The organism is Pseudomonas bharatica, assembly GCF_048586865.1.
GTDB lineage: Bacteria > Pseudomonadota > Gammaproteobacteria > Pseudomonadales > Pseudomonadaceae > Aquipseudomonas > Aquipseudomonas bharatica.
Map to the genome: position 1 here is coordinate 273027 of NZ_JBMAWR010000002.1, position 24010 is coordinate 297036.

Sequence of the window (24010 nt, forward strand, 5' to 3'; positions counted from 1 at the left end):
AGTACTAGCCGAGCGTTAATTTGCTCTTCAGCTAACTTTTCATCCCTCAAAATGTGCACCTATCTATGTGACTAATCAGTCCTGCAAGAACTGGCAAAGGTGACTTACTAGTTCCCGAGGCGCGGGACTATTTCCGATCTTGAACAGCGTATCGCGCTGACTGCGTGGAAGCTTTTTCGCGCAACGCGTGGCGGCCGATCGAATGGCAGCATCCGTCCCATGAATCCGGTCGGCCAACAGCACGATCAAAATGGCATCGCTCAACGTCATCAGGCTTCCCCCAAATAATGCCGGACAGTCTACCTCCCGAGAAAAGGACAGGCCATTCCGGTCCCAGAGGTAAGCCGATGCGCCAGGCTTCGAATTTTCGCGTTCGCAAAAAGGCTCAAGGCGTTAAACGGTAATGGCGGCAATGGTAAGGGGGCACAAGGGTAAGAGGCCTATCCGAAACGGCAAAAGGACCTTCTGAATGCAAAGCAGGTACCGCGATGAAGCGCTGGTGGTTCAAACATCAAAAAGGCAATGCCCCGCAGCCCACGCTCGCTGCAGCGCCCGAGGGGTTTCTCCTCCCGCTCCCCGCTGAATCCCTGCTCTGTGCCGACCACCGGAAAAAGCTGCTGGAGCGCATCTGGCAATACACGGCGCTCTCCGAGCCTCAGTTTGAACAGCTCTACCTTGATCCGATCCGCCGTTATGCCGCCTTTGTACAGCAACTCCCCGCCAGCGAAAGCCACCACCATGCCTACCTGGGCGGCATGCTGGACCATGGACTGGAACTGATCGGCTGCAGCCTGAAGCTACGCCAGTCGTACCTACTACCCAGCGGCGCGGCGCCGGAAGACCAGGCCGCGCAGGCCGACGCCTGGAGCGCGGCGATTGCATACGGTGCCCTGCTCCACGACATTGGCAAAATTGCCGTTGACCTGCAGGTAGAGTATCTGAATGGTGAGGTGTGGCACCCCTGGCACGGTCCTTTGAACCGGCCCTACCGCTTTCGCTACGTGGCCGGTCGTGACTACAAGCTACATGGCGCCGCCACCGGGCTGCTTTACACACAAGTTTTGACATCCCGTCAGCTCGACTGGCTCAGCAGCTATCCAATCCTGTGGGGCCATCTACTGTTTCTGCTGGCCAACCACTACGAGCATGCCGGAACCCTCGGGGAACTGGTGCGGCAAGCGGACCGGGTCTCCACCGCGCAGAACATCGGCGCCAACCCCACCAAAGCCCTGCTGGCGCCTAAACACTCGCTGCAGCACCATCTGCTTATGGGCCTGCGCCATCTGATCAAAAACGAATTCAAGCTCAACCAGCCCGGCGCGGCCGGCTGGCTCACCGAGGAGCACCTGTGGTTGGTCAGCAAAACTGTGACAGACAAACTGCGTGCCTACCTGCTGGCTCAATCCGTGGATGGTGTCCCCTCCTCCAATATCACCTTATTCGATGAGCTGCAATCACATGGATTGGTGGATGCGACAGGTGAAGGGAAAGCAGTGTGGAGCGCCGCCGTCACAGACGGGGACTGGCAGCATCGTTTTACCTTTCTTCGACTGCGGCCGAGCCTGATTTGGCGCGAAGACAGCCGGCCTCAATGTTTCACAGGTACCGTCAAACCTGTGATAGCGCCTGCAGAGCCAGCCACTACTGACGAATTAGCCCCTGATCAAGCGCGGATTTCACTGGAGGTGAAGCACCCTCACGACGCCATGCCTTCTGCGCAGGACTTCGACTACGTTAATCACTTCATGAACCTGTTTAGCGACGAAGCCGACAACACAGTGGAGCGCCTCGCCGGTGGTACTGACGCATCAAAGCCGAACTCGCATGATGCCCCTGGGCAGGAATTTCTCGACTGGCTGCGCTCGGGTATCGGCAGCCACAAGCTGCTTGTTAATGACCGCAAGGCCAAGATCCATTCAGTTGCAGGTACGTTTTTCCTAGTATCACCCGGCATTTTTCGACTTTATATTGCTCAACACCCACGTCTTGCAGGTACGACGGGAGCTAACGATGCCTGGCGACGGCTTCAGCGCGATTTCGAACGGCTGGAGATCCATCAGAAGCTACCCAACGGCCAGAACATCTGGACTTGCAAGGTTCAAGGGCCCCGTAGAAGCACATCGTTAAACGGTTATTTGCTATGCGATGCCGTAGCAGCGTGTGGTAAGCCTCCGGCTGACAACCCCTTTCTGAAGATCGACTCCTAGAACTCACAGCTGAGGCTGCACAACAAAATGTTTAGCGATCGTCAGCAGCACGCTTGCAGAGGAGGCCGCCCACAGGTCATAGAAATTTCTGATGCTTCCAAGTGAGCCAAAAAGTTGCCATAGTGCCATCACTGCTTTGACTTTTGGCACTGACGGCGCACCAGGGGGATGCGATGAAGGTCAAAATTATTCCGGCGGTTTTCCTTTTTCTCGGCTCGTACTTCCCGCTGAGTGTAATTTTGCTTCTGCAAGATTTCACTGACGCCAGTTGGTCGCAGTCTGTTTGTTGGTCGCTGCAAAACTGCACCCTGCCAACCTTGATGAACGGGGAGCGTTCGCTCGGGTTGTTCATCATATGCTTGCTAAGCTTGGCACTTTTTTCCTACGTGCTCAAAAGCATGCCTGCTGACCATCAGCTCACAGTCAGAGAATCGAAGACAGTTCCAAACGACCTCATCAACTATGTATTTCCGTACGTTGTCTCGTTCATGGGGCTGGATCTGGCCAGCAACGGCAAATTTTACGGCTTTCTTGTCTTCTTGGCGTGGATGTTCCTGATCACCTATCGATCTGGGCAGATCCTCATGAATCCATTGCTGCTTGCGATCGGCTGGCAGCTTCATGAACTGAGTGTGACGACGTCTGGGAACACTCGCAGTGTCGTTGCACTCGCCAAAACAAAGGTTAACCCTGGCGACACACTAAAATTCTGTGTGATCCAAGGAATTTACGTGCTTGCAAAAAAGGAGTGAGTGATGACCGCAGAGCAGGCTTTGGTGAAACTTAGGGCATTTGATTTAGAGAACGCAGAGTTGAGCGTGTGGACCTTCAAGAAAAGTAATAGCAGGAATTCACGTTTCCGCGCTTATTCCGTAATAACAACGCCTGATCTGGCAAATGAGCTGAGGAATTTGGCGGGTAACTGCATACGTAGATGTACCGAGGTCGAGGACTATGGACTGCTCGCGTCGACTAATGAAAACTCATGCCTGCACCTGGAAAGTGATGAAACGGTTTTTTCTGCGTTGGAAGACCTTGTGCGCCAACCACCTGAAGAGCACCTAATCGAGGACATGGCAGAACTGGAGGGCAGCGACGGATACCTTGTTCGTATGACACAAGGCGACGATACTCTCCACTGCGTCTGCCGCCTGGCATCCGACTGGAAAGTGAAGAAGCGTTCACGCATGCTGAATCTGGTGCTGAATCGAAATGAGCTAGACCTTGCAGGTGAGCAAGCCTTCAGTATTCCGAAACGGTTTGATTTCTTCGCGATCAATGAAGACATGCTGGTCATTTCCAAACCAGCCTTCGAGTCTTTGCTTGAACACAAGCAGACCTACGTAACGTCGTTTACGGAGCTACAGGCAGACCTCGGATTCCAAGGAGTCTTCGCGGACCTGGCCGTGTTGGTCGAATACGTCGGCACCAACACCACCCACTTGCGTCGTATGGCTGTAGTGCAAGAGCGTGCTCACTACCTGGACGCTGGCTTCATGGCTCGGTTGCGCCAAGTCAACGAAGCACGTCAATGGAACATTGATTTTGATGCAGATGGGAAGATCATCCCATCTGCTGAAACAGCACGGGCGATCATTCAAGTACTGCTGAATCATCGGCTACATTCCGAATTGACCAACAACGATTTCGACGTCGCCTCTGCTAATCCTGTCGGCTAGCTTGAGGCTACCACGGCAGTCAACTTCGTGTTCTGGGCATGAAGCGCCCTAGCGTCTAGGTGCACATTGGCTTTTTGCCCCGTCGCGCTGCGAGTTACCGAGGAACACAGGCTCCTTGAGCTTGAACAAACAGGGTCAGTAGATTCGCCGGAAACATTTCATCTTGGCAATTTTCCAGCTCGCTTTCTGACCACCACTTTACGTCACATACCACTTCACGCTCTTGCTCGCTCCACCTCACCGCCGAGTAATACTCGTCATTTGAGTGCACCACGTAATAGCGCTCTACTGCAATCACTTGCTCTCCATCCGGCATCTGCCAGAGAAACTCGTAGGACGCAATGCACTCGCCGATGGACAGAACCTCAATCCCAGTTTCTTCGTGTAACTCGCGAATTGCGGCATCCTCGAATGACTCCTCCTCTCCCAGCTTTCCGCCAGGCGTGGCCCAGTAACACCTTCCGGCAAGGGCCCCGGTGCAGTAACGAATTTTGAAGAGCAATAGCCGGTTTGCGGGGCTGATCAGCAAGATTCGAGAAGCTAAACGACGTCGTGGCACAATCTACTCCTCGATGAGTGAATAGAAGGACTCGTGAAAGACTGGGCAGACTGATTGGCGCTACCCTATGACGCCCAGAACGTTACTACCCTTCATGCGGCGAACTTCCAAAACGTATTCAGCAATGTTAGGGACGGCGTAATCGACTACAAGCTCGACAACAGTCTTGACTGGCTTACCGGAAGGCTTCACAGGGTAATCCGCTATCCTGCGGAACACATCGGCACCTCGCCGATGAGGGATCGGCCATGTATTGCCTGAGTTCATGTGACACAGCCATATCTTCTCTGCATAGGCAGGGATGAGCGCCGCGGAGTCAAGGATCAGCACGTCGTGTTCGAGATGTCGGTAGTCACGTGCTCCAAGCAGACGATGCAGCCTCTCCTCTTCAACCCAGAAGAATACTTTGTCATTGATCAGCTCATACCACTCTCTGGGTGTTGTTCCGTCTGTGAGCGCCTGAGCTAAACGCGCTTCTGGCATGGGCTTCTGATCACGAAGCACAATGTTTGACGAGTGCCCTGATCTCACATCCATTTTCTGATCGCGGTGCTCGCTTTCGAAGCGTGAACGGTTAACCCCTTCAACTTCAAGATGGTCGAGCACCGCGGTTGTGCTCATCAAACCGCGAGTGCGAATACTGTTCCAGGTACCACGCTCAGCCATGTGGTAAACCCGAGGGTGCAGTTCAATCAATTTTTCCAGATTCATCCGTTATTTCCCGCCCGATCGTGCAGTCCAGTTGCGCCGGTCGATCAACGAGCGTAGATCGCTGGCACCCGTATCTCGAGAGAATCGCGTATTGATCAGCGAAACAGGCGCTTGGGAAACGCGCTCCAGCTCTTCCACAAACTTGATGGTGTCTGGATCGAGTTGCTCGAAACGGCGGGCTCGGCTGTTCGTAGACTTGAGGTAATCTGCGAACGTCAGAACGATATCGGTCGGTGCATTGAGCGCACATGCCTTGCGAAACTGATCCCATTCAAACCAGCCCACACGCCTGTTCCGACGAGTCGTAGAGGTCTTCTCGGCGGTGTTCAGCGCTGTGCCATCGAGGCCCGCAAACTGAGCAATTTCGTCAAAGGTAGTACCATGCTTGAGCTGCCCAGAGGTGTGTCCCTGGTCTCCATCGGGATCTCCAACACGGATAGGCATGGGTCGGATAACCATGAGAATTTTCCGGATACGGCTGGGTGATATGCCAGCCTCCGCAAGACACCCTGCGACATTGGTATCCCTTGACGTGACATGGGGGTAGTCCCCATGGAAAACACTCAGTCCACTGCCCTGTGTGCCCTCCAGCAATATGGAGTGCCCATTGCGGTAGGCCTCCTCTAGCCTATCTGTCGTACACCCATGATAATTCCCAGGCGTACCAACGTAGGGTTGTAGTTCCTCAACATCCCGAGCAAGCCTGATAGTCTTCTTGCCTCTGTTGAGGATACGCCGTGCCGCTGCAGCCCCGCTCCCACTGCCCGTAGACGCGATAGTTGAGACCAAATGCACCTGCTCCTCTGCAAGGTCTTCGTCTTCGATGATGGTGGCCTGAGGATCAATGAATAGCCTATCAGGAGCGATTTGGCACTCTTCAATTTCGTTCAAAAGCCCCGGCAATCGAATCGTCATCCCAGGGCCTAAAAGTAGCCTCGCGCTCACGTCACGCGCGCCCGAAGGCAAGTGGTGATAGGTGTAAGGGCCGAGAGGGCTAGCCACTGTGTGTCCAGCATTGGGGCCCCCAACTCGAACCATGACGTCGTACTCACGAGCGAGGTAGGAAACAATGTTGCCTTTGCCCTCGCTTCCGTACTGCCCGCCGATAAGCACATCGACGCATCGAATTTCGGGTGGCGTGAATAGGTGCAAGCGCGCGGCGACACGCACAAGTGTGTCACTGGAGTCAGATCTTTCGGTATAAATGCGAACGTCTGCGTCCTCCTTGAGCAGTTCGATTTCGGCCTGATCTCTGAGTTGATTGACCTGGTCGTAGGGAGCAGGATCCGCCTGCCCCTCGACGCGCTCTGCGTAACGCTTCTGAAGCGTCGGATCGCTGGCGTAAAGATGGACATGGATAAGATTCGCCCCGAAGGTCTTTCGAAACTCCAGCACCTGCGCCAGAGTGATCAGGTGATCAACCACCACCGGCGGGCCACCTGCGTCCTTAGCGCATCTCGCTCTGGTTTCCTGCAACATCCAATGCTCATGGTCTTCAGCTCCCAGCTCACGACGCCGATCGAGCATAGCCGGCTGATCGAGTTGTAGATGCCAGTCAGGATTTTGAGAGCCTCGACGATCACAGACGACGTCAAAGCCGTACTCCTTTACCAGCAAGTTGGCCAAACCGCTCTTTCCGCTACAAGTCTTTCCACTGATAACCACGATTTGCCGAGTTTCCATGCGCTACCTCTCCCAAGCTGCCATGTTTAGATCTGCGATTTCAAATGAGGTGTGCTTATCGGTATCCGAAATTTGGTCGGCTAAGGCTGCAAGGGAACGCGCACTCTGCTCATTTGGGTGCAAGAGGTCTGCCTGGTATCGCGCAAGGGTAAGCGCGCTACGACAGGCGTATCTCTCCCGCAGCACGTCCTCTGGAGCGACTACATGCAGGTGCCTGACCGCTTCTGTGTAACCACGCCTGAACAACTCCACCTGCCGGGGCTTACGGACAGAATCCACCAAACAATTGTCAGTGTGAGGTCGAGCGTCGAAGGCTGGCCTAGCGACAAAATCAATGAGCCAAAAAAAGTCGGTAGCTTGGTCCAAGGTGTCGCCGAGGTCCTGAAGGTGCTGTCGTTCATTCGGTCCGTTTTGGAGAGCTCGCTGACTTCGCAAAAATGCACCACTGCTAATGGGCAAAAATCCATAACGCTCTTGTAAAACTGCAGATACCGAGGTTTTGCCGCCGGCCATTGGCCCACTTAAAAGGAGTATTCGCTTCAACGTGAGAACGATCCCTGAATGTGAGATGCGATTTTTATGAAGCGTAGCTTGGTTTAGAAAATTTGCTTGGCTTCTGACTGCTGAATCACACGAACATAGACTTGACTACTTCGCTTGCGGCAGTGGCGGTTACAGCAGCCATGAGGAGCATTTGGGGGGCGCTAGCGGCGATCAAAACTCCGTTAACGGAAGGTCGGCGTACGTACTTACCGAGCATTGGCCAAGTGATCGTCGCGATGACTTTCCTGGCTGGTGTAGAGCTCTCCCAAATAGACATAAGCGTCCGGAGATCACATCTGTCCCTGGGCACAGCAAGAGACGGCGCTCTGTAAAAAGGGTGCTAATCAAGCCAACTGGTAATTCAGCCGAATGCGGTATTTACCCTCTAAATCAATTGAGCCCCCCGGCGCCGGAAATTCCTTTCCATCCATTTGTTACTAGCTGCGACAATGCAAATGAACTCGTCATTGCGTTCTGAGCCCGTTGTTGATGCGGAGTGAACAAAACTAAAAGTCCGCTGTCGCTCATTCACCGTACCAGTGAAACTCTCAATCGCGATGTAGGCGCCCAACTTAGCGGCTTAGTCGAATGCTGCGATTAAGAATCGTTGAGCACTCACCATGTATATCCCCTACGTAAGTCTTTCCATGGCACTAACAGTCACTGGCAAGGCCGTTGTAATCTCGGCGGAGGGACCAAGGCCTGTCGGTTTAAAATTTTTTGGCGAAAATATTACTAGCGCCTCAATCCAAATCCGACTCGCCCCATAAGTTTTGGGGTTTAGTCTACTTCTGCCGCCGCAATCCGCTTGAAGAAAATCAGGTCGATACCCACTGATCAGAAAGCAACTGCCCGACTTCGCTGGCCCACTGCACTCGCAGGGGTGTCAGCACATGCAATCACCGCTAGCGTGTGTAAGTTTTGGCGCTTAAGCCGATGATCTGTAGGCAATGGTTAAGGTGCCATGAGACGGTTCGCTGGAGCAACTGAATGCCCGCTTCCCCGCGCATGAGCACCTATGCAGAATTACATTGCTTGAATCCAACCTTGCGGAAGGAGACCGTCACCTTTCTGGTCCCAAGCTTCTACAGGGTGAGTGTGGGGTACATCCCTCCAGATGTCAGGCCCAGCATGCTCGAGAACAATTATCTGGAAATAATGACCAGAGCGTTCCACGGCCTTCGAGAGCACCTCAAAGATTCTTCGTGTAGCAATCACATCTGCCGACCTGGTATTCCTGACCGCCTGGAAGCCGTCATCAAGGGCGTTCGAACCTGATGCGCTACTTGGAAAGTAGACTTGACTAGGCTGGTCAATCACAATGAAACTAAACGGCGGAAGGTGTCGATTTTCTTCCAGTGAGAGAAACTCGTGAATCCCCAAGAATGCTGCAATATGATAGCCCATCCAGTTGGCGCCACTGCCAATTTCCCAAAGGTAGTCACTATTCTCATCCAGATCAAAGCGCAGCGTCAGCTCCGTCTTATCCAAGACAATATTGGCTCCACCAGCAGCATTAAGAGGAAACTCATCCGCATAATCTTCAATCATTGGCGTGAGTAGAGCATCCAACTTACGCTCCTGCTCCGCCCGATCAACCTTGGACATCGCAAAGCTGTAGTGACTGATCAACTTATCAAGTTCCGCAAGTCGAGTTATGACATCTTGCTTACCTGTGGAACCGTCTAAATTTTTGAATAGCGTACTGATTTCACCAGCAACAAAGTAGATTTGCCCAAGTACGGACTTGAACCGCTCATCTTCGCTAACCAAACGATTCTGCTCGCGTCGAAGACCAGAAAGAACACGTTCTTCTTCTGCACGTTTTCGCTTCAACCCGTTGATTTGCTTATCCAGAATAGGGTTATTACGCAGTGCATCGGAGATACGGGTGATTTTCGAGATCTTCTCCTCAAGGTTTTCAATCACCATTGGCAAGGCATTAGTGTACGACCCGCACGCTACACAATGCCCGTCGTCCAAGGCACTTTCCTTTAGCCAGTCTAGGCCAACAACATGAGTTTGCTCTGTTGTGACAGCAGCGAAGAACCTTTGATTATTTTTGTTTAGATCGTCCAGACCATCGACCTGTGCATCCAATGCATTAACGATCAATTGTTGGGCTGCGGTGGCCTCGATCGCGTTTTTCAGTTTTTCCGAAAGGTGCAGGCGCTGGGGCTCAAGCAATGTCGCCTCAAGGCGCCCCTCAAGGGATGCGGTCAACACAGACCGCAGTTTCTCGACTCGCTCGGTTGGCGATGTGTATTCTTGCCTAGGCAGCAGACCGAGCTGAAGACATCGATCTAAAAGCCTGTCCACCTCGCGGAAATGAGAAGATTTGGCGTCTTCGTGCGCTTGCAGCTCCCGACGAAGCCGATCTCTATCACGCATAGCCTCTTCACGTCGCCGCTCATTAAGTACGTAGCTGCCATCCACCATCCCGAGAGCATATGGCATAGCACGCTTCAAACGCTCGCGGTGATGAACAGTGTCAGTTTTAAAGAACAATGTATTGGGATTCGCGACGATATGTTGGGGCAAAAAATTGAACGCCGCCATGTCTCTATATGAGCTGCGCGTATCATATCCCTTAGGTTTTTCGTCATCCGAATGAGGCAGATCGCTGATTCTAACCATACCGTCCAACGCGGCCTGGTAGTTTTGTTGAGAGTGAGTCCTAACAACCATAGCAGGAATTTCTTCAGCGACAGGCTGCAGATAAAATTCTGTGGAGGGCTCACCTTTACCTGGCGAGCGCCTTGCCAGTAGATATTGTGAGTCGTGAATCCTGACTTTCAAACCGAACCAGGAAACCATCGTGCGAATAATCCCCACTGGAATATGGCACTTCTTAGACCCCATTACATAATCAATGATATGTACAATTGAAGATTTCCCAGTACTGCTCAAGCCATGAATAATGTTGATTTTACCCTCAACAAACGGTATGACGCGCGGCGTAAAATCAGAATTACTAGGCCAGAGAACAACTGCATCAATGGTGAACTTCATGAGGGATTCCGAACAATAGCTTGTAGAGGTCTTCAGTCGACAGGGTGGAAAACCACTTTGCGAGCCTTTCCACAGTGAGAAGCATCGAAACCGGGATGGTGTTTTTAATTCCCCGAGGCCAGCGCTCCATCAGTAGTTGGAATTTCTCGCCCGTAGGAGAGCCCATTTTACCGACGAGGCGTGAGGCAACAGCGAGATTCAACCCTTGCAATGTCGTGGGCAAATGTGCACGAACACGTTTTTCCAAGTCGACTCTGAGAGCGGGATGCTTTCGTAAAATATTCTCTAGGCTGGGGCGCGTATTACCCGCATTTAGCTTTTCACGATTACCTTCATTCCACGCCAGTGGGAGTACTACCATAAGCTTTGGAAGGTCAAGCGTAAAGGGTGACCCTACATCTTCGTACTCTTTAACAAAATGAGTCATCAAGAAACATGCCAACGATGAGTTATGGATAAGTTCCCTATCCACGTACGGTTCACTCATTGCTCACCCTCCTCATCCTGAGGATGCCAGTGAATGGCGCTATATGTACCTTCACCATTAACCATACGATGATAAATACCATTGTGCAGGTACAACTGATTAGCTTCAACTCGACCAATTTTTATCTTGAAATCTTCAGTATACAGAGTCGAACTCAAAACACCTAAGTGGTCATCCTTGTCAAATTGATCCAGCTTCTTCCTAGCAGTGACTCTGTGTTTTCCACGAATAGCTTCCCAACGATCCTTTAGGAAGCGCTCGGTCTTATCAAAATCCGAAACTTGAATATTTCCCGTTGAGAGCAGACGAACTCGTTCAGAATAGGCACCGCAGAAGTATGAAAACTGGGTAAGTGCCATGTCATCGTCTAGCTCAACTTGGGCAAGCTGATGCATGAATCGCATATCATCACGATGAATTTCCGACATCAGTTTCGCAAAGCCGGTCTCTTCCAATGGAAGCGGCTCAATTGGGGCGTTCAGGCAGTCTTGGGTTAGTGAATAGAGCTGATTGTAAAAGGGTTGAGCATCTGTCCAGAATTCTTCCTGACTTTCCCATTTTTGCTGGCATTGGCGAAACAAAAAACCAATCAAACCATCATAGATTTTTTGACTGTGCTCAACCGCCCCTTCTGGCAAACGCAATGCTTCGATACTCGCTTTCCGGAGCGCCGAGGCATCCTGGCTGTCATGCACTTGTATTCGCTTAATCAGGTAACTCAGATCACTATCATTAAATGCTACAACATCTGCTGCGATCTGACCTGTTTTGCCTGACATTTCGGCGGCCTGAGCACGCAATGCGGAAATTGCGTTGGCCACGTCAACGGAATCCGCTGCATTGGACAACCGCTTGGCCAACGAACCGTCTTTCACGGGCCGATTGGTGACCAACACGAATTCCAGATGCTCATGGGCAACGCGCGCTGCGGGCAACCCTCTCAACCAGATTCGAAGTGTTTTCCAAAGGTTCGGACTGGCATCTTGAAGCGCGTTGCGTCGCGGCTTTACAACCAGCTTCGCCTGCTCGGACACTCGTCGAGAGCCAGATGCAGTCTTGGTGATCTGTTCGACATCGTCCGCAGTTTCTATGCCGAAACGCGTCGCCGCATTTGGGGAATGCAGAATGCGGTAGAGCGCCCGCTCATACTGATATCCATAGCCTGCTGCACTGTGGCTCGCGCCAGGTTCTGTCATCGTTCCGTCTCGTGTTCTGTACGCTGAAAAATCGAAACCAAGAGTCTCAATTCGTTATCCATGTCGATGCGCGAGTTCGAAATGTACCGTCAACGATGCCATTTGGCCACCAAATGGCATCGACAGGACTAGGAAGGGGAGCTAAAGGCGGCCGGGTACCGTCGCCGCAGTCAGGTGAAGTGGATGGCGGACAGGAAGCTGCGGCATCCGCTGGAGGTAGTGCCGGAGTTTACCTGAGCTTTCCAGCAACTCTCGGTTCTAGAGGTCGTAGTTGTAACAGACACCGTTGCAGCGCACGGCGCCGGGGAAGTCCTGCCACACGCGTTCGCTGATGGTCCGTTCAAGATCACCGCGCATTGGAGCCTCGTTTAACTTGATCGGGCCTTCGGCGCTGTCCGGCAGGGTGCAGATTTTGTCGGGATTGAGCTGGCTATGCGGGTCGAAAGCCTCCTTGAGAGCCTGCAACGATGGTTACAGTTCACCGAAGAAGTCCGACACGTATTCCGAGGGCAGGCACTTGCCATAATCACCCCATTGCAAGCCGCCATCCTCATGGGTCCCATAGGAGTGTCACCAGCTTCCAGACGTGCGCCAGCATTTGTGAGAGCCGCGCGTATCGGCGATGGGTCGCGAAGCAACCCCAATATTCAGACGCCGGGTCGATAGCTACCGGCAAGAGCCAAGCACACCTACGCTGCCTTAGAGAAATCACCCCCTTCCTAACGTAGGTCATTAGGCCCCATGAAAACGGCACCTCCATTACAATCCGCAGCAAACCAGTAAAAGCCACACTAATCACACTAATAATGGGGGACCAGATGGGGGACCAAAAACACACAGACACAAAAAAGCCCCGAAAAATCAGGGCTTTAATGAGAAATGGTGGCGGAAGCGTAGCATTCGAACTTTACCGTACTGTCATTCTTCCCTCAGCTACTCCCAGGTAATGGCGATCCAGGCTTTAGAAATCATATCGGACCGTCATTCCGGCCATGCGGGGCGTACCAACCGACCCGGTGTAAGCGCCATTGGTGACCGCCGACGCGGTCAGGAAGTAGGTTTTATCGGTCAGGTTGCGGACCCACAGCGAGGCATCTACCTGGCCGTCACCGACGTCGAACCGAAGGCCACCGGAGAGGTTGACCAACCCGTAGCCATCGATGCGCGAAAGCTTCGAGTTGTCCAACGTGCCAGTCGCTTTGGAGCGGTAGCTGTAACTGGCGGTTAGGTAGGGCTGCAGGCCGTCACCGATGTTCCACTGGTAGCGGCCATTGAGGTTGCCGATCCAGCGCGAAGCGCCGACCACCGGTTCACCCGTCAGGTCGCAGGTTGCCGAGGCATTGACGGTAGTGACTTCCGCCGGGCACGGCGCGTTCTTGAACGACAGGTAACGCACATCGTTGTAGGAGCCGTTGAGGTTCAAGGTCAGGCCGGTGACCGGCAACCAGCTGATATCCACTTCAGCGCCGCGTGAGCGCACCTTGCCGGCATTCGCCATCACCGTGACCGGCAGCGTAGAGCCGGCGGTCAAGGTGCGGGTAGTCGCTTGGTAGCCGTGCACACCGATCCAGAACAGGTTGGCGTTCAGTTGCAGACGGCGGTCGAGCAGCGTGCTCTTGAAGCCCAGTTCGGCGTCATTGAGGCGCTCAGGGCCAATCATCAGGCTATCTGCGCCCAGGCCTGCAGCGGGGGCAGCTAGGTTGATCGCCCCGGACTTTTCGCCATGGGCGAGGGAGGCGTAGCCCAGCAAGTCTTCGTCGAACTGGTAACTCAGGCTAAGCAGGCCCGATGGCGAGACGCTGTGCAAGCCGAACTCGCCAGTGTCGAACGCGCCCATCTGCGCATCCCGCGCCGCCTGCAACCCGGAGGTGAGTGACGCGCCCCCGGCAGGTGCGAAGCGATGCACGCGGGCAGATTTCTCCTCATACGTGGCGCGGGCGCCGGCCGTGAAGGTCAGGCGATCGGTCAAATGCCAGTTGCCTTGGGCGAACAACGCATAGCTGTCGGTGTTGACCTTGCCGTTCATCTGGGTGCCCACGTTGTTGTAGATACCTCGGTCGGCCCCGGTCACGTATAGGTCGGCCAGCGGGCCGTAGTCGGTGAAGTTCTTGTTGCCGGTGTTCTGCCGATACAGGTAGGCACCAAGCACGTAGTCGAAGCGCTCCCCCACCGGCGAGGCCAGGCGCAGTTCCTGGGAGTACTGGCGCGTCGTGACCTCTGTGCCACTGTCGAGTATCGCTGGCTGGTCGCTCATGTCCGAATCGTTGTGCGGCAAGAAGTGCCAGTAACGGTAGGCACTGACCGAAGTCAGGTTGTAACCACCGTCCAATTTCCAATTGGCCTCCAGCGAGGTGCCGCCCTGAAACACATTGATGCCTTGTACGCCGTCGATATTGGCCTTCCCGCTTCCCGCTTCGACCGAGGTGGCGCCGATCAGGCGCGTGCGCTCCCGGTAGCGATCGGCAGCGCCCAGCAGGGTGATGATGCCATTGGTGGAGTCTTCCTGGTTGTAGTCGGCGATCCAGCGCAAGTTGAAGTCATCGTTGGGCTCGAACAGAAGTTGCCCACGCGCGCCCTCTCGCTCACCACCGTTGAAGCGCCTGCTGTCGTGCAGGTTGTTCACATAGCCATCGTCACGCGTGCGGTACGCAGACAAGCGTCCCGCCAAGGTATCGCTCAACGGGCCGGACACTGTGCCCTTGGTCTGCACGTAGCCAAACTCGCCGCCGCTAAGCTCGACACTGCGCTCGGGCGTGAAGGTTGGCTTGCGGGTGCTGATGTTGATGACGCCTGCCGTGGTGTTCTTGCCGAACAAGGTGCCCTGCGGCCCCCTTAGCAGCTCTGCCTGTTCGATATCCAGCAAGTCGAACGCTGCCATACCAGAACGGGCCATGTAGACGTTGTCGATGTAAATGCCGGTGCTACCTTCCATGCCCTCGCCCACCTGATTGTTGCCGATCCCGCGGACCGCCACGTTGGACACGCGCGGCTGGCTGTAGGCAACGTTGACGCTGGGCAAATACTGCTGAAGGTCTTGCAGTCGATAGATCCGCTGCTCCTCCAATTGCTGGCCACCGAGCGTGGTCATGGGCGTGGGAATGGACTGCGCATCCTCTTCCCGCCGACGGGCACTGACCGTGACCTTTTCCAGGTGGGTGTCGGGCTCGGCCTGCACCGGCGTGGGCACAGGCTCGCCCTCGGCCCAGGCAACGCCTTGGCACATCAACAGCAAGAGCGCCACAGAAGGACGCAGGGCAAAATGGGGGCGGAGATTGAACTGACGTTTCATGAAGCTTCCTAGGTGCGTCGCAACGCAGGGGGCAGAAGAAAACGCTGCCCGCAACGACGGGCAGCCGACGTCACTTTCCCAGGGCAAGGGTCAAGTTCAGGTTGAGTACAACGGTGGGAGGTCTTAGTTGAAGTACTGGCTCGCTGGCCGGGCCAGACCGTATCGCTCGCGCAGGGTCTGCTGCTGATAGGCACGGCGGAACAACCCGCGATGCTGCAACAGCGGTACGACTTCATCGACGAAGGTTTCCAGCAGGTTCGGTAGGGTCGGCGGCATCAAGTTGAAACCATCCGCAGCCGCCGACTCGAACCACAGTTGCATGGCGTCGGCAATTCGCTCGGGGGAACCCGCCAAGGTGAAATGTCCACGGGCGCCGGCCAACTGCCGTAGTAATTGGCGCAAGGTCGGACGATCACGGCTGACCCTTTCGAGGTACTGCTGCACCCGGCTCTTTTCCGCCTCGATCTGCCCAAGATCAGGGAAGTCATCCACGCTCAGCGGCGTGTCCAAGTCCAAGTGGGAGAAATCGTAGCCGCCGAAGCGCGTCGACAAATGCTCCAGCCCGCTCTGCACAGACGTCAGCTCGTCCAGCTCTTCGAGCAGTAGCCGGGCCTCGGCATCCGTGCTGGCCACCACCGCGCTCAAGCCTGGCATCACCACCAGGCTGTCCGGCCGCCGGCCCGCCTCCACGACATGACGTTTGAGCGAGGCATAGAACTGCTGCGCAGTCGCCAGGTCCGGCTGCGCGGTGAACACCGCCTCGGCATGGCGGGCCGCGAACTGCTGGCCGTCAGCCGACGAGCCGGCCTGGAACAACAAGGGATGGCGTTGCGGCCCAGGCGGTACGTTAAGTGGCCCGCGTACCCGGAAGTGCTCCCCCTTGTGTTCGATGGCGCGGACACGCTCGGGGCGCAGATAGAGGCCGCTCGTTGGATCATCGACGATGGCATCGTCCGCCCAGCTATCCCACAAACCCTTGACCACCTCCATGTACTCGAAGGCTTTGGCGTAGCGCTCGGCGTGAGTGGGCAAACGATCAAGGCCGAAATTGGCCTGGGCACCATTGACCCACGAGGTCACCACATTCCAGGCCACTCGACCGCCGGAAATATGGTCCAGCGAGGCGAACTGACGCGCCAGGTTGAAGGGCTCGGTGTAGCTGGTCGAAGCCGTCGCGACCAAGCCAATATGGCGAGTCACACCTGCCAACGCCGACAGGAGGGTGATCGGCTCCAGATGGTTGGCCGGCGGTTGGCCGCTGGCACGCGGCCCGGCCAGCACATCGGCCAGGAACATGGAGTCGAACAAGCCCTTCTCCGCCAACTCCGCCAGGCCGCGGTAGTAGTTGAAGTCGGTCAGCGGCGTGCGTGGCGCCTTGGCATGGCGCCAGGCGCCCTCGTGATGGCCGCGGCCATAGGCGAACAGGTTCAGGTGCAAGGTACGGGTCATGGGTGAGTTACCAAGGTCAGGGAGTCATCGACGCCAAGGCTTCGCAGCAGCCGCTGGCGCAAGAGGGTAAAAGCAGGCAGTTCGGCCGAGCGTGAGTCCAGCTCGACTGGGACATCGAGCATGATGCGCCCCTGGTCCAGCACCAGGATGCGATCGGCGAGAGCCAAGGCTTCGTCAACATCGTGGGTGACCAGCAAGACCGTCGGGCGCTCGCGCTTCACCACGCTGCGCAGCAAGGCCTGCATCTTCAAACGGGTTAGCGCATCCAATGCGCCGAACGGCTCGTCAGCCAACAACAACTGCGGCCGCCGCACCAACGAGCGCGCCAGTGCAGCACGCTGCTGTTCGCCACCGGACAACTGGTTGGGCCAAGCCGATTCGCGCCCGGCCAGCCCGACACTGGCCAGCGCCTGGCGGCCTTGTTGTTCGGCGCCCTCGCCTTCGATACCCAAAATGACGTTGGCCAGCACGCTTTCCCACGGCAATAGCCGAGAGTCCTGAAACAAAACGGACCGAGCGGGTGACACCTGCAGAACACCCTCTCCAGCAACGTCGTCATCAAGCCCTGCCAGCGCACGCAACAGCGTGCTTTTGCCGGACCCACTGCGCCCGAGCAATGCCACGAACTGGCCTGGTGGCACCTGCAGTTGCAGTTGATCAAGTACAGCGCGGCCCTCGAACCGCCGCGTCAGGCCCTCGATACGCACTTCACGCACATCCTTGAACGCTCTCATGAGCCGATCACCTTGCGATAGCGCAGTGCTCGCGCCTGCGCCAACCGGACCAGGCCATCGGAGGCCAGGCCAAGCACCATGTAGATCACCAGACCGACAACGATGACATCGGTCTGCCCGTAATCGCGGGCGCGGTTCATCAAGTAACCGATGCCTTGGGTGGTGTTGATCTGCTCGAGCACCACCAACGCCCCCCAACACAGCGTCACCGAATAACGCAGGCCGGTGAAGAACCCTGGCAAGGCCCCCGGCAGCGCTACCCGACGCACGAAGGCTGCACGCCCGAGACCCAGGGTGCGCGCCAACTCCACATAGCGGATATCGATATCCTTGAGGGCGGCATGGGTGTTCAGGTATACAGGCAGGCACACGCTGGTGGCGATAAGTGTCACCTTCATGGTGTCGCCAATACCCAACCACAGAATCGCCAGCGGAATCAGCGCAAGGGTCGGCACCGCACGCTTGATCTGTATGACGCCATCAATCAGTGCATCGCCCACCCGAGTCAGGCCGGCGAGCAGGGCTAACAACAAGCCCAAGGCAATACCTAGGCCGAGGCCGAGCCAAGCACGCTGCGCCGAGGCCAGCAAATGTGGCAGCAACACACCGTTACGCAGCATTTCCAAGCCGGTAAGCAGGGCGGTGGACGGTGCCGCCAGCACTTTCGGAGAAAGCCAACCCACTTGTGACGCCAGCTCCCATGAGATCAAAAGCAACAATGGCCCCCACAGTGTCGTGCGCTGCAGCGATAGCCGCCGGCCGGACCGTGGCCGCTGTGGCACAGGCAACGCCGTGGCCTGGGAGGAAAGCTCAGCGCGCATCGGCGGCCTCCTGCCTCACGGCGGTGACGGGTGAGTACTGCTGTTCGAAACCCAGGTCGAACTCTTCGCTGGCGTCCAGATGCCGCGGCAGGTCACCCGCTGCGTAAATCAGGTCAATCTCGGCCTGTTGCGGCGCAATCATCTCCTTGAGTGCAGGCGTGCTCAGGCGCCCCTGGGCGCCGACGATACGCCGAGCATCTTCGGCTCCCAATTGCTGTCGCTCGACGTAATACGCCTGCGCCCATTGTTCGGGATGCGACTGCGCCCACACATGTGCCTGGACCCAGGCCCCGGCCAGCTCACCCAGCGCCTGGCGTTTCTGCGGTTGGGCCAAAGCGTCAGCACTGGCATAGAGAAAGAGCACATCACGGGGCAGTCCGACCAGTTTGTTCTCGGCCACGAAGCACTGGTTGCGGTCAGGCCCATTGCCCACATGGCGGGAGAAATGCGGCTCGATCAGCGGCGCTACATCAACCTGCCCGCTACGCAGGGCATCGACAAAATCGCTGACGCGCAGCGGCACAAGCTCGACATCCGCCCGGGTCAATCCCGCCTGCTGGAGTGCTGCCAACACGAATGTCTGCCGGGCAGAGCCTTCGGCATAGGCAATTCGCCGCCCCTTGAGATCGGCCAGTTGGTCGATACTCAAGCCGGCCCTCACGGCCAGCTGATAGGCAGGCTGGTCGCTGACCAACGCGGCGATGATGCGCACAGCCTCACCCGCCGCCTGCGCCTGGATTGGCGGTGTGCTACCGGCAATACCGACATCCACCGCGCCGGCACGAAACGCTTCGAGAATTGCCGGGCCGCCTGCGAAATCGGCATATTGCAGCTCGAACGGCAGCTTCGCCTGGGCACCAGAGGTTTGCAACAACGTGCGTGTCGCTTCGTACTGGTCGGCAAGTGTCAGCCGCACCGGTTGCTGCGCAGCGGCATGGCCAGCCACGGCTGCCAGCACGGGCAACAGCCAGCGGGCCAAGGTTTTTGGCAATTGGATCGTGTGCATGAATATCGCTCCTTTCGACACCCACGAGCAGGCATGACGCTTGGCCGTGGGGTCATGACAAGGGATTGGGAGGAGCGAATCCAGGGCTGGGTATCGTCCAGAGGCTTCCTGCCGCGCTGTCGAAGGCGTTGCGCAGGTGATGGGGCGCACTCTAGAGGGTTGCGTTTCTTATGTGAAATTCGAATATAAAATAAACAAATAACGATAATTGGTTATGTATCAGTTACCAATTTCGTTAACTGCTGCAAAGGTCTCTACCAACTGACGCGCGCAATCCACGGCAATGCGCAACACCGATGTTGCTTCGGAGGGGTTATGGAACATCCACACGGATGACAGAAAGCGCGCATCCGGCAGCTCGAGCATGACGATACGGCCCGCCGTCTGTGCACGAGCCGCCGCACGCAGCGACATCAAGCCCAGCAAATTGCCCGAAGAAATCAACGCGCTGTATACCGTGGAAGAGGTCCGCACACTGCCTTCGGCAAAGCTCTGCTGATGGGCATGCATCCAGGCATTGAGCGCTTGAAAAGCGGGAGATCCGTTCGAAGGCAGGATCCAAGGATGCCCGGCGAGGTCTTGGGGCTGCACATCCAGCTTGCCAGCGAGTGGGTGGGTCGTCCCGCACACGATGACCAGTGGGTCCTCGAACAGCACCTCGCCGGCAATCGAGCCATCGGCAAAGTGCGGCGGCACCACCCGACTGAACAGAAGGTGCAGGGTACCGTTGCATAGCAGTGAATAGAGTTTGTCGCTGGTTTCTTCCACCAGATTGACGCCCACTGCAGGCGCTCGCTTGCGCAATGATAGCGTCAGTGGTTCGGCAAGCTGCTGCATGACACTGGGTACCGCGCCAATGCAAACCTCCCCACGCAAACCACTGGATAGCGCACTGAGCTCTTGCTGCGCCTGCTCCAATTGGAACGTTACTTCACGGGCACGATCGAGCAACACCAGGCCCAAGTCAGTAAACACCAGGCCGTTCCCCACGCGCCGGACTACGGCAACGCCAAGCCCAGCCTCAAGCTCTGCCAATTGTCGCGAAACGGCAGGCGGGCTGACGCCAAGCCTCTGCGCCACAATGCGTAACTGCCCCCACTGCCCGAGCAAGACCAACAGGCGCAGGTGCTGAAGTTTAAGGGCACGACTGAAAAACTCTTCAATACGGCTCACTGCTTCTTCCTTTTCGGAGCGACTCGAAAAATCGCATCGTAGCTTCATGCTAACACTGGGACATTGTCAGCCAGTCCGGAGCTCCCGCTATTGACCCAGTCGTGACAGAGGTGATCTCTGTGAGGTTTACCCTCGAACACGGGCGAAACCCGCGCCATCCTCCACACTCACGCATTCTAATGTGCTGACCACCGCGCGAAATCCAATTGAGATCTCGGTGGGGCAAAAAGTGGGGCAAAATTGCTAACCAGTTAAAATCGATCACGCATAAAAAAATCCAGTCACCGCTAAGTGACTGGATTTTTTGGAGTTATTTGGTCGGGACGGAGTGATTCGAACACTCGACCCCTTGCACCCCATGCATGGCAGCATCATAGCAAACCGTTAATCCATAAGGCAAATCTGCGTGTCGCTCGCTGCAACGAAGCCCAACGCATCCTTACGATGATCAACGACTCCCCGCAAAAGTCCCTTAGGCTCTTCAGCTCAAAAGCCCCTATGCCCGGCGTTCTGCCGACCTGCTATCCGTCCTGGCTGGCATCAATCCCAACCATCGAACAATCCAACCCGATCAGCCTCCTCAAGCTCGACCAGCGCCCACAGACGACCGGCATCGGCAAGTTCAAGCATCTCCGCCAATTGCCCGTCCGTGATCTCGCCCCGGCAGTGTGCGGCCGTAGCTATTGCAGCCAGCGCCGCGGCTCGCCCGTCCGGATCTATTATCAGCTCGAATCTGTCCATCAACTTGGCAACCCAAGCAGCAGGAAGGTCGGTCATTGTCTCCGGCACCACCAGGACTGCGCGTAGAGAACGCCATCCACTTCCTCCAGACCACTGATATTCATGCCGTTCTGCGCCATCCCGGTAACTCGCGCCTCGAGCAAGCGAGGAATCTCTTCCGTACCGGGCGAAGTGTTGAAGGCATAGGCCTGGATGCACGATCGCCCAAGCGCATCGCTGTGATAGGTCTCGAAGTGAACGTCGATGTTCAGCGGCGCAATTCGGCGAAGCTGGTGCTGATCGATTGCGACACCGCGGAGCCGGCGGCGAACGAGTAGGAAATGCATGGGACACCAATACTGTATATAGATACAGCATTTCACCATTAAGACGTCGGGCGGAGCCAGTACCGCCCGGCGGGATATGCTACCTGGCCTGCCAGAAGCGAGCGCGACGGCGGAGTGAGTTGAGTCATGCTGTCGCGTAATCAAAGCGCTAAACTTTACGGCATGGGTACACTGCCAATGCAGCTGGACAATTACTTCTGGCATGGCGAGCAAATAGCAGCTTGGTCTATGGCCTTAAAACCATCAGCGCCTCATTTCATATTTCTTTTTGGCCCACCATGCGCCAAGGCAAAAATAGGGAGCAGCCGTTACAACAAGTAGAATTAATGAATACCATTTGCTCCAGCAGACGCCATAATCCACACACAAATCATAGCCATCTTGAATCCACAATATTAAAGGAGGCAAAAACACACCGAAGAACAAGATGAAAACGACTAAGAAAATCATGAGATTATGAGCAGCTAAAAAAGGGAACCTGCGCTTCCAGGCTCTTACCCCCTCATCCATCTCAATCAACCTAGGCAGGACGTTATATTCATACTGATTCAATATTGAAAACGCTTGATCTACAAACTTAGCATAATCAATATTAGGAACGACGGGCTCTTTATTGCGTTCACGGATTCCCATTTCTTGAATAGAATCTAGATGAGGAATTGATCTGATGGACATCTCCAGCGATTCTGCGTGCATTCTGAGCTGCTCATCCCGCTTCAGTTTCCCATACCGCTCACCTAGGCTGCGAAAGTCAGCCGCATAACAGTGAGACCAGAACCGTAGTTTCTCTACGGCGTCCTGAAGGCTCCTTGTTCTATCCTCATCGAACGGAAGGCAGCGTCTATTTGCACAGGCAGCGCTGATACTGGCGGCATCAGCGTTTTCGCCGCTAGCAAACGGGTACATCATATAAACAGAAGAAAATACCGATAAAAATCCATCAAAATTGTTCTTTACATCATCTGAGCTATTGAACCCTCCGAAACCCCTAGACGTGTTGAATGCAGACTTCAGTGCCTGGTAAACAACATCCCACCTTATTGCGCCAGACTCATCAGCAAACCTATCCCTATTTATCCAAGTAAAACCGCAAACCAACGATTTGAGATCTTTTACAAGCCTGGCTCTGGCGTCTTCCAGGTCGTGTATCTTTTGAAGGGCATAAACACCAAATCCACACAGTATCGCGCCGAAAAATCCGACTAAAGTTACATGAATCGAGGGTAGGGAAACTAATATGGGATCTCCCATATGCATGTACCTCCTGAGCTGGGCAATGGAGCTTCCACAGCACTATCTACATGCCTTTGCGGCGGCTGCCAAGAGTCGCTCATACCCAATTCTTTGGCGACGCTCAGCCAGAAGAGCCCTCACCTTCACCTCCAAACTGTCGGTCTTTCGTAGGTCGGCAGCTGTCCAAACCGGTACTGCGACCTCTGGCGCCTGACACGGCACCTGTACCGGAACCTCGACGCGCAGGTACTGAATTGCAGGCTCAACCCTTCCCGCGCAGCCGACCAGCAGCAGCACGCACACTCCCAGCATCGCTCTCATAAGCCAAGCTCCTTGTCGATGATCGATGTCGCGGCAGCACACTGATCACCGCCAGTGCGCTCTTGCTGCAGCCGGTTCGCCGCGGCATAGTCGAGATCCGCGCTGGCCTTGGCTTCGCTCACTGCCTGCTCCGCGGCAGCCTGGCGTTCGTTCGCGGCCAGGGCCAGGTCGCCCAGGGCCCTGCCCTGCTCCGTGGCCAGTCCGGCGAGGTTGTCCCGGGCAGATTTGCAAGTGGTCACCTGCTCCTGCTCGGCGTCGAGCAGAGGGCGGAAGTGCGCAGTGGTGGCCCAGGTGCCGACGGCCATACCGAGAAGGATCAGTAGGCCAGCGCCGGTGAGGCGCAGCGCCCAGGCACTCATGCCGCACCCAGGAAAAGATCGCGCTCCGCAGCGCGGCGACGCACCAGGCCCGGGAGCACCTTTCCACCGGCCTTGTTCCAGCGCGGGAACTGGTCGGCGGCCCCGGCATAGTCGCCAGCGTTCAGTAGGCGCCGGAGCGTCGATGACTCAAGGTTTGCCGCACCCAGGTTGTAAGTGAAGCAGACCAGAGCATCCCACTGATTCTGGTTCAGCTTCGCGGTGACCAGCCGCTGCACTTCCGGCTCGAAGCGCTGCACGTCATTCAGCAGCATCCGCTCGGCCTGGTCCTTGGTGATCGTCATGCCGGGCTTCACGCCCCGGGTCGCGCCGTAGCCGATCGTCCAGACGCCGACCGAGTCTTGGTACGCCTGCAGGCGCAGGCCCTCGAACGACTTGATTAAGTTCAAGCCGCGTTGCGATGTACGCATGGTTTTTCTCCAGGCAAAAAAATACCGCCAGGCGGCGGTCGGTGGATTCGGAG

22 protein-coding genes and 1 pseudogene are annotated in these 24010 nt (G+C 55.9%); 3 read left to right on the top strand and 20 right to left on the bottom strand.

Annotated elements, in window-relative coordinates:
• Nucleotides 1-75: 75 nt before the first annotated feature.
• Nucleotides 76-270 carry a DUF7740 domain-containing protein gene (locus tag ACKLLE_RS03670; RefSeq protein WP_420056889.1) on the bottom strand — a complete coding sequence of 65 codons (195 nt, stop codon included), beginning with the start codon at nucleotides 268-270 and terminating at the stop codon, nucleotides 76-78.
• 218 nt (nucleotides 271-488) lie between these two features.
• Here ACKLLE_RS03670 and mobH point away from each other — a divergent pair, with 218 nt between their 5' ends.
• From mobH to ACKLLE_RS03685, 3 genes are all read left to right on the top strand, one after another.
• Nucleotides 489-2207: a MobH family relaxase gene (mobH, locus tag ACKLLE_RS03675; RefSeq protein ID WP_420056890.1), complete on the top strand. Its 1719-nt coding sequence runs from the start codon at nucleotides 489-491 to the stop codon at nucleotides 2205-2207.
• A 173-nt stretch (nucleotides 2208-2380) separates the two neighbouring features.
• Entirely contained in the window at nucleotides 2381-2959 is a 579-nt protein-coding gene (locus ACKLLE_RS03680) for a hypothetical protein (RefSeq protein WP_420056891.1), read from the top strand.
• A gap of 3 nt (nucleotides 2960-2962) precedes the next feature.
• Nucleotides 2963-3886, top strand: coding sequence for a Kiwa anti-phage protein KwaB-like domain-containing protein (locus ACKLLE_RS03685; protein ID WP_420056892.1), 924 nt, complete (start codon nucleotides 2963-2965; stop codon nucleotides 3884-3886).
• 94 nt (nucleotides 3887-3980) lie between these two features.
• On the opposite strand, the gene ACKLLE_RS03690 is transcribed toward ACKLLE_RS03685, so the two are convergent.
• The 19 genes and pseudogenes from ACKLLE_RS03690 to ACKLLE_RS03780 all read right to left on the bottom strand — a co-directional run bounded on the left by ACKLLE_RS03690 (nucleotide 3981) and on the right by ACKLLE_RS03780 (nucleotide 23957).
• On the bottom strand, nucleotides 3981-4445 hold the full coding sequence (locus ACKLLE_RS03690; RefSeq protein WP_420056893.1) for an NUDIX hydrolase: 465 nt from the start codon (nucleotides 4443-4445) through the stop codon (nucleotides 3981-3983).
• A 60-nt stretch (nucleotides 4446-4505) separates the two neighbouring features.
• Nucleotides 4506-5156 (bottom strand): DUF7002 family protein, encoded by a 651-nt coding sequence (locus ACKLLE_RS03695; protein WP_420056894.1) that lies wholly within the window; start codon nucleotides 5154-5156, stop codon nucleotides 4506-4508.
• 3 nt (nucleotides 5157-5159) lie between these two features.
• A complete protein-coding gene (locus ACKLLE_RS03700) occupies nucleotides 5160-6782 on the bottom strand; it encodes an adenylosuccinate synthetase (RefSeq protein WP_420056895.1) in 1623 nt (540 codons plus the stop codon).
• Nucleotides 6783-7767: 985 nt separating this feature from the next.
• Entirely contained in the window at nucleotides 7768-7914 is a 147-nt protein-coding gene (locus tag ACKLLE_RS03705; protein WP_420057062.1) for a hypothetical protein, read from the bottom strand.
• A gap of 494 nt (nucleotides 7915-8408) precedes the next feature.
• Nucleotides 8409-10394 (bottom strand): DUF3732 domain-containing protein, encoded by a 1986-nt coding sequence (locus tag ACKLLE_RS03710; RefSeq protein WP_420056896.1) that lies wholly within the window; start codon nucleotides 10392-10394, stop codon nucleotides 8409-8411.
• Nucleotides 10378-10881 (bottom strand): three component ABC system middle component, encoded by a 504-nt coding sequence (locus ACKLLE_RS03715; protein ID WP_420056897.1) that lies wholly within the window; start codon nucleotides 10879-10881, stop codon nucleotides 10378-10380. The genes ACKLLE_RS03710 and ACKLLE_RS03715 overlap by 17 nt, the downstream gene beginning before the upstream one ends.
• Nucleotides 10878-12077, bottom strand: a complete 1200-nt coding sequence (locus tag ACKLLE_RS03720; RefSeq protein WP_420056898.1) for an ABC-three component system protein — start codon at nucleotides 12075-12077, stop codon at nucleotides 10878-10880. The genes ACKLLE_RS03715 and ACKLLE_RS03720 overlap by 4 nt, the downstream gene beginning before the upstream one ends.
• A gap of 264 nt (nucleotides 12078-12341) precedes the next feature.
• Nucleotides 12342-12635 (bottom strand): annotated as a pseudogene (locus tag ACKLLE_RS03725) (hypothetical protein); the annotation flags it as partial.
• Between the two features lie 403 nt (nucleotides 12636-13038).
• Entirely contained in the window at nucleotides 13039-15366 is a 2328-nt protein-coding gene (locus ACKLLE_RS03730) for a TonB-dependent receptor (protein WP_420056899.1), read from the bottom strand.
• 123 nt (nucleotides 15367-15489) lie between these two features.
• A complete protein-coding gene (locus tag ACKLLE_RS03735) occupies nucleotides 15490-16815 on the bottom strand; it encodes an LLM class flavin-dependent oxidoreductase (RefSeq protein ID WP_420056900.1) in 1326 nt (441 codons plus the stop codon).
• Nucleotides 16812-17549, bottom strand: a complete 738-nt coding sequence (locus ACKLLE_RS03740; RefSeq protein ID WP_420056901.1) for an ABC transporter ATP-binding protein — start codon at nucleotides 17547-17549, stop codon at nucleotides 16812-16814. The genes ACKLLE_RS03735 and ACKLLE_RS03740 overlap by 4 nt, the downstream gene beginning before the upstream one ends.
• Nucleotides 17546-18370, bottom strand: a complete 825-nt coding sequence (locus ACKLLE_RS03745; protein WP_420056902.1) for an ABC transporter permease — start codon at nucleotides 18368-18370, stop codon at nucleotides 17546-17548. The genes ACKLLE_RS03740 and ACKLLE_RS03745 overlap by 4 nt, the downstream gene beginning before the upstream one ends.
• A complete protein-coding gene (locus tag ACKLLE_RS03750; RefSeq protein ID WP_420056903.1) occupies nucleotides 18360-19376 on the bottom strand; it encodes an ABC transporter substrate-binding protein in 1017 nt (338 codons plus the stop codon). The genes ACKLLE_RS03745 and ACKLLE_RS03750 overlap by 11 nt, the downstream gene beginning before the upstream one ends.
• A gap of 219 nt (nucleotides 19377-19595) precedes the next feature.
• The gene (locus ACKLLE_RS03755) at nucleotides 19596-20549 is read right to left on the bottom strand and encodes a LysR family transcriptional regulator (protein WP_420056904.1); all 954 of its coding nucleotides are present in this window, start codon (nucleotides 20547-20549) and stop codon (nucleotides 19596-19598) included.
• Nucleotides 20550-21089: 540 nt separating this feature from the next.
• Nucleotides 21090-21326, bottom strand: a complete 237-nt coding sequence (locus ACKLLE_RS03760; RefSeq protein WP_420056905.1) for a hypothetical protein — start codon at nucleotides 21324-21326, stop codon at nucleotides 21090-21092.
• Nucleotides 21323-21616 (bottom strand): hypothetical protein, encoded by a 294-nt coding sequence (locus ACKLLE_RS03765; protein WP_420056906.1) that lies wholly within the window; start codon nucleotides 21614-21616, stop codon nucleotides 21323-21325. The genes ACKLLE_RS03760 and ACKLLE_RS03765 overlap by 4 nt, the downstream gene beginning before the upstream one ends.
• 243 nt (nucleotides 21617-21859) lie before the next feature.
• Nucleotides 21860-22873: a hypothetical protein gene (locus ACKLLE_RS03770; protein WP_420056907.1), complete on the bottom strand. Its 1014-nt coding sequence runs from the start codon at nucleotides 22871-22873 to the stop codon at nucleotides 21860-21862.
• Nucleotides 22874-23166: 293 nt separating this feature from the next.
• Nucleotides 23167-23529 (bottom strand): hypothetical protein, encoded by a 363-nt coding sequence (locus tag ACKLLE_RS03775; protein WP_420056908.1) that lies wholly within the window; start codon nucleotides 23527-23529, stop codon nucleotides 23167-23169.
• A complete protein-coding gene (locus ACKLLE_RS03780) occupies nucleotides 23526-23957 on the bottom strand; it encodes a lysozyme (RefSeq protein WP_420056909.1) in 432 nt (143 codons plus the stop codon). Before ACKLLE_RS03780 ends, ACKLLE_RS03775 begins: the two co-directional genes overlap by 4 nt.
• Between the last annotated feature and the right edge of the window lie 53 nt (nucleotides 23958-24010).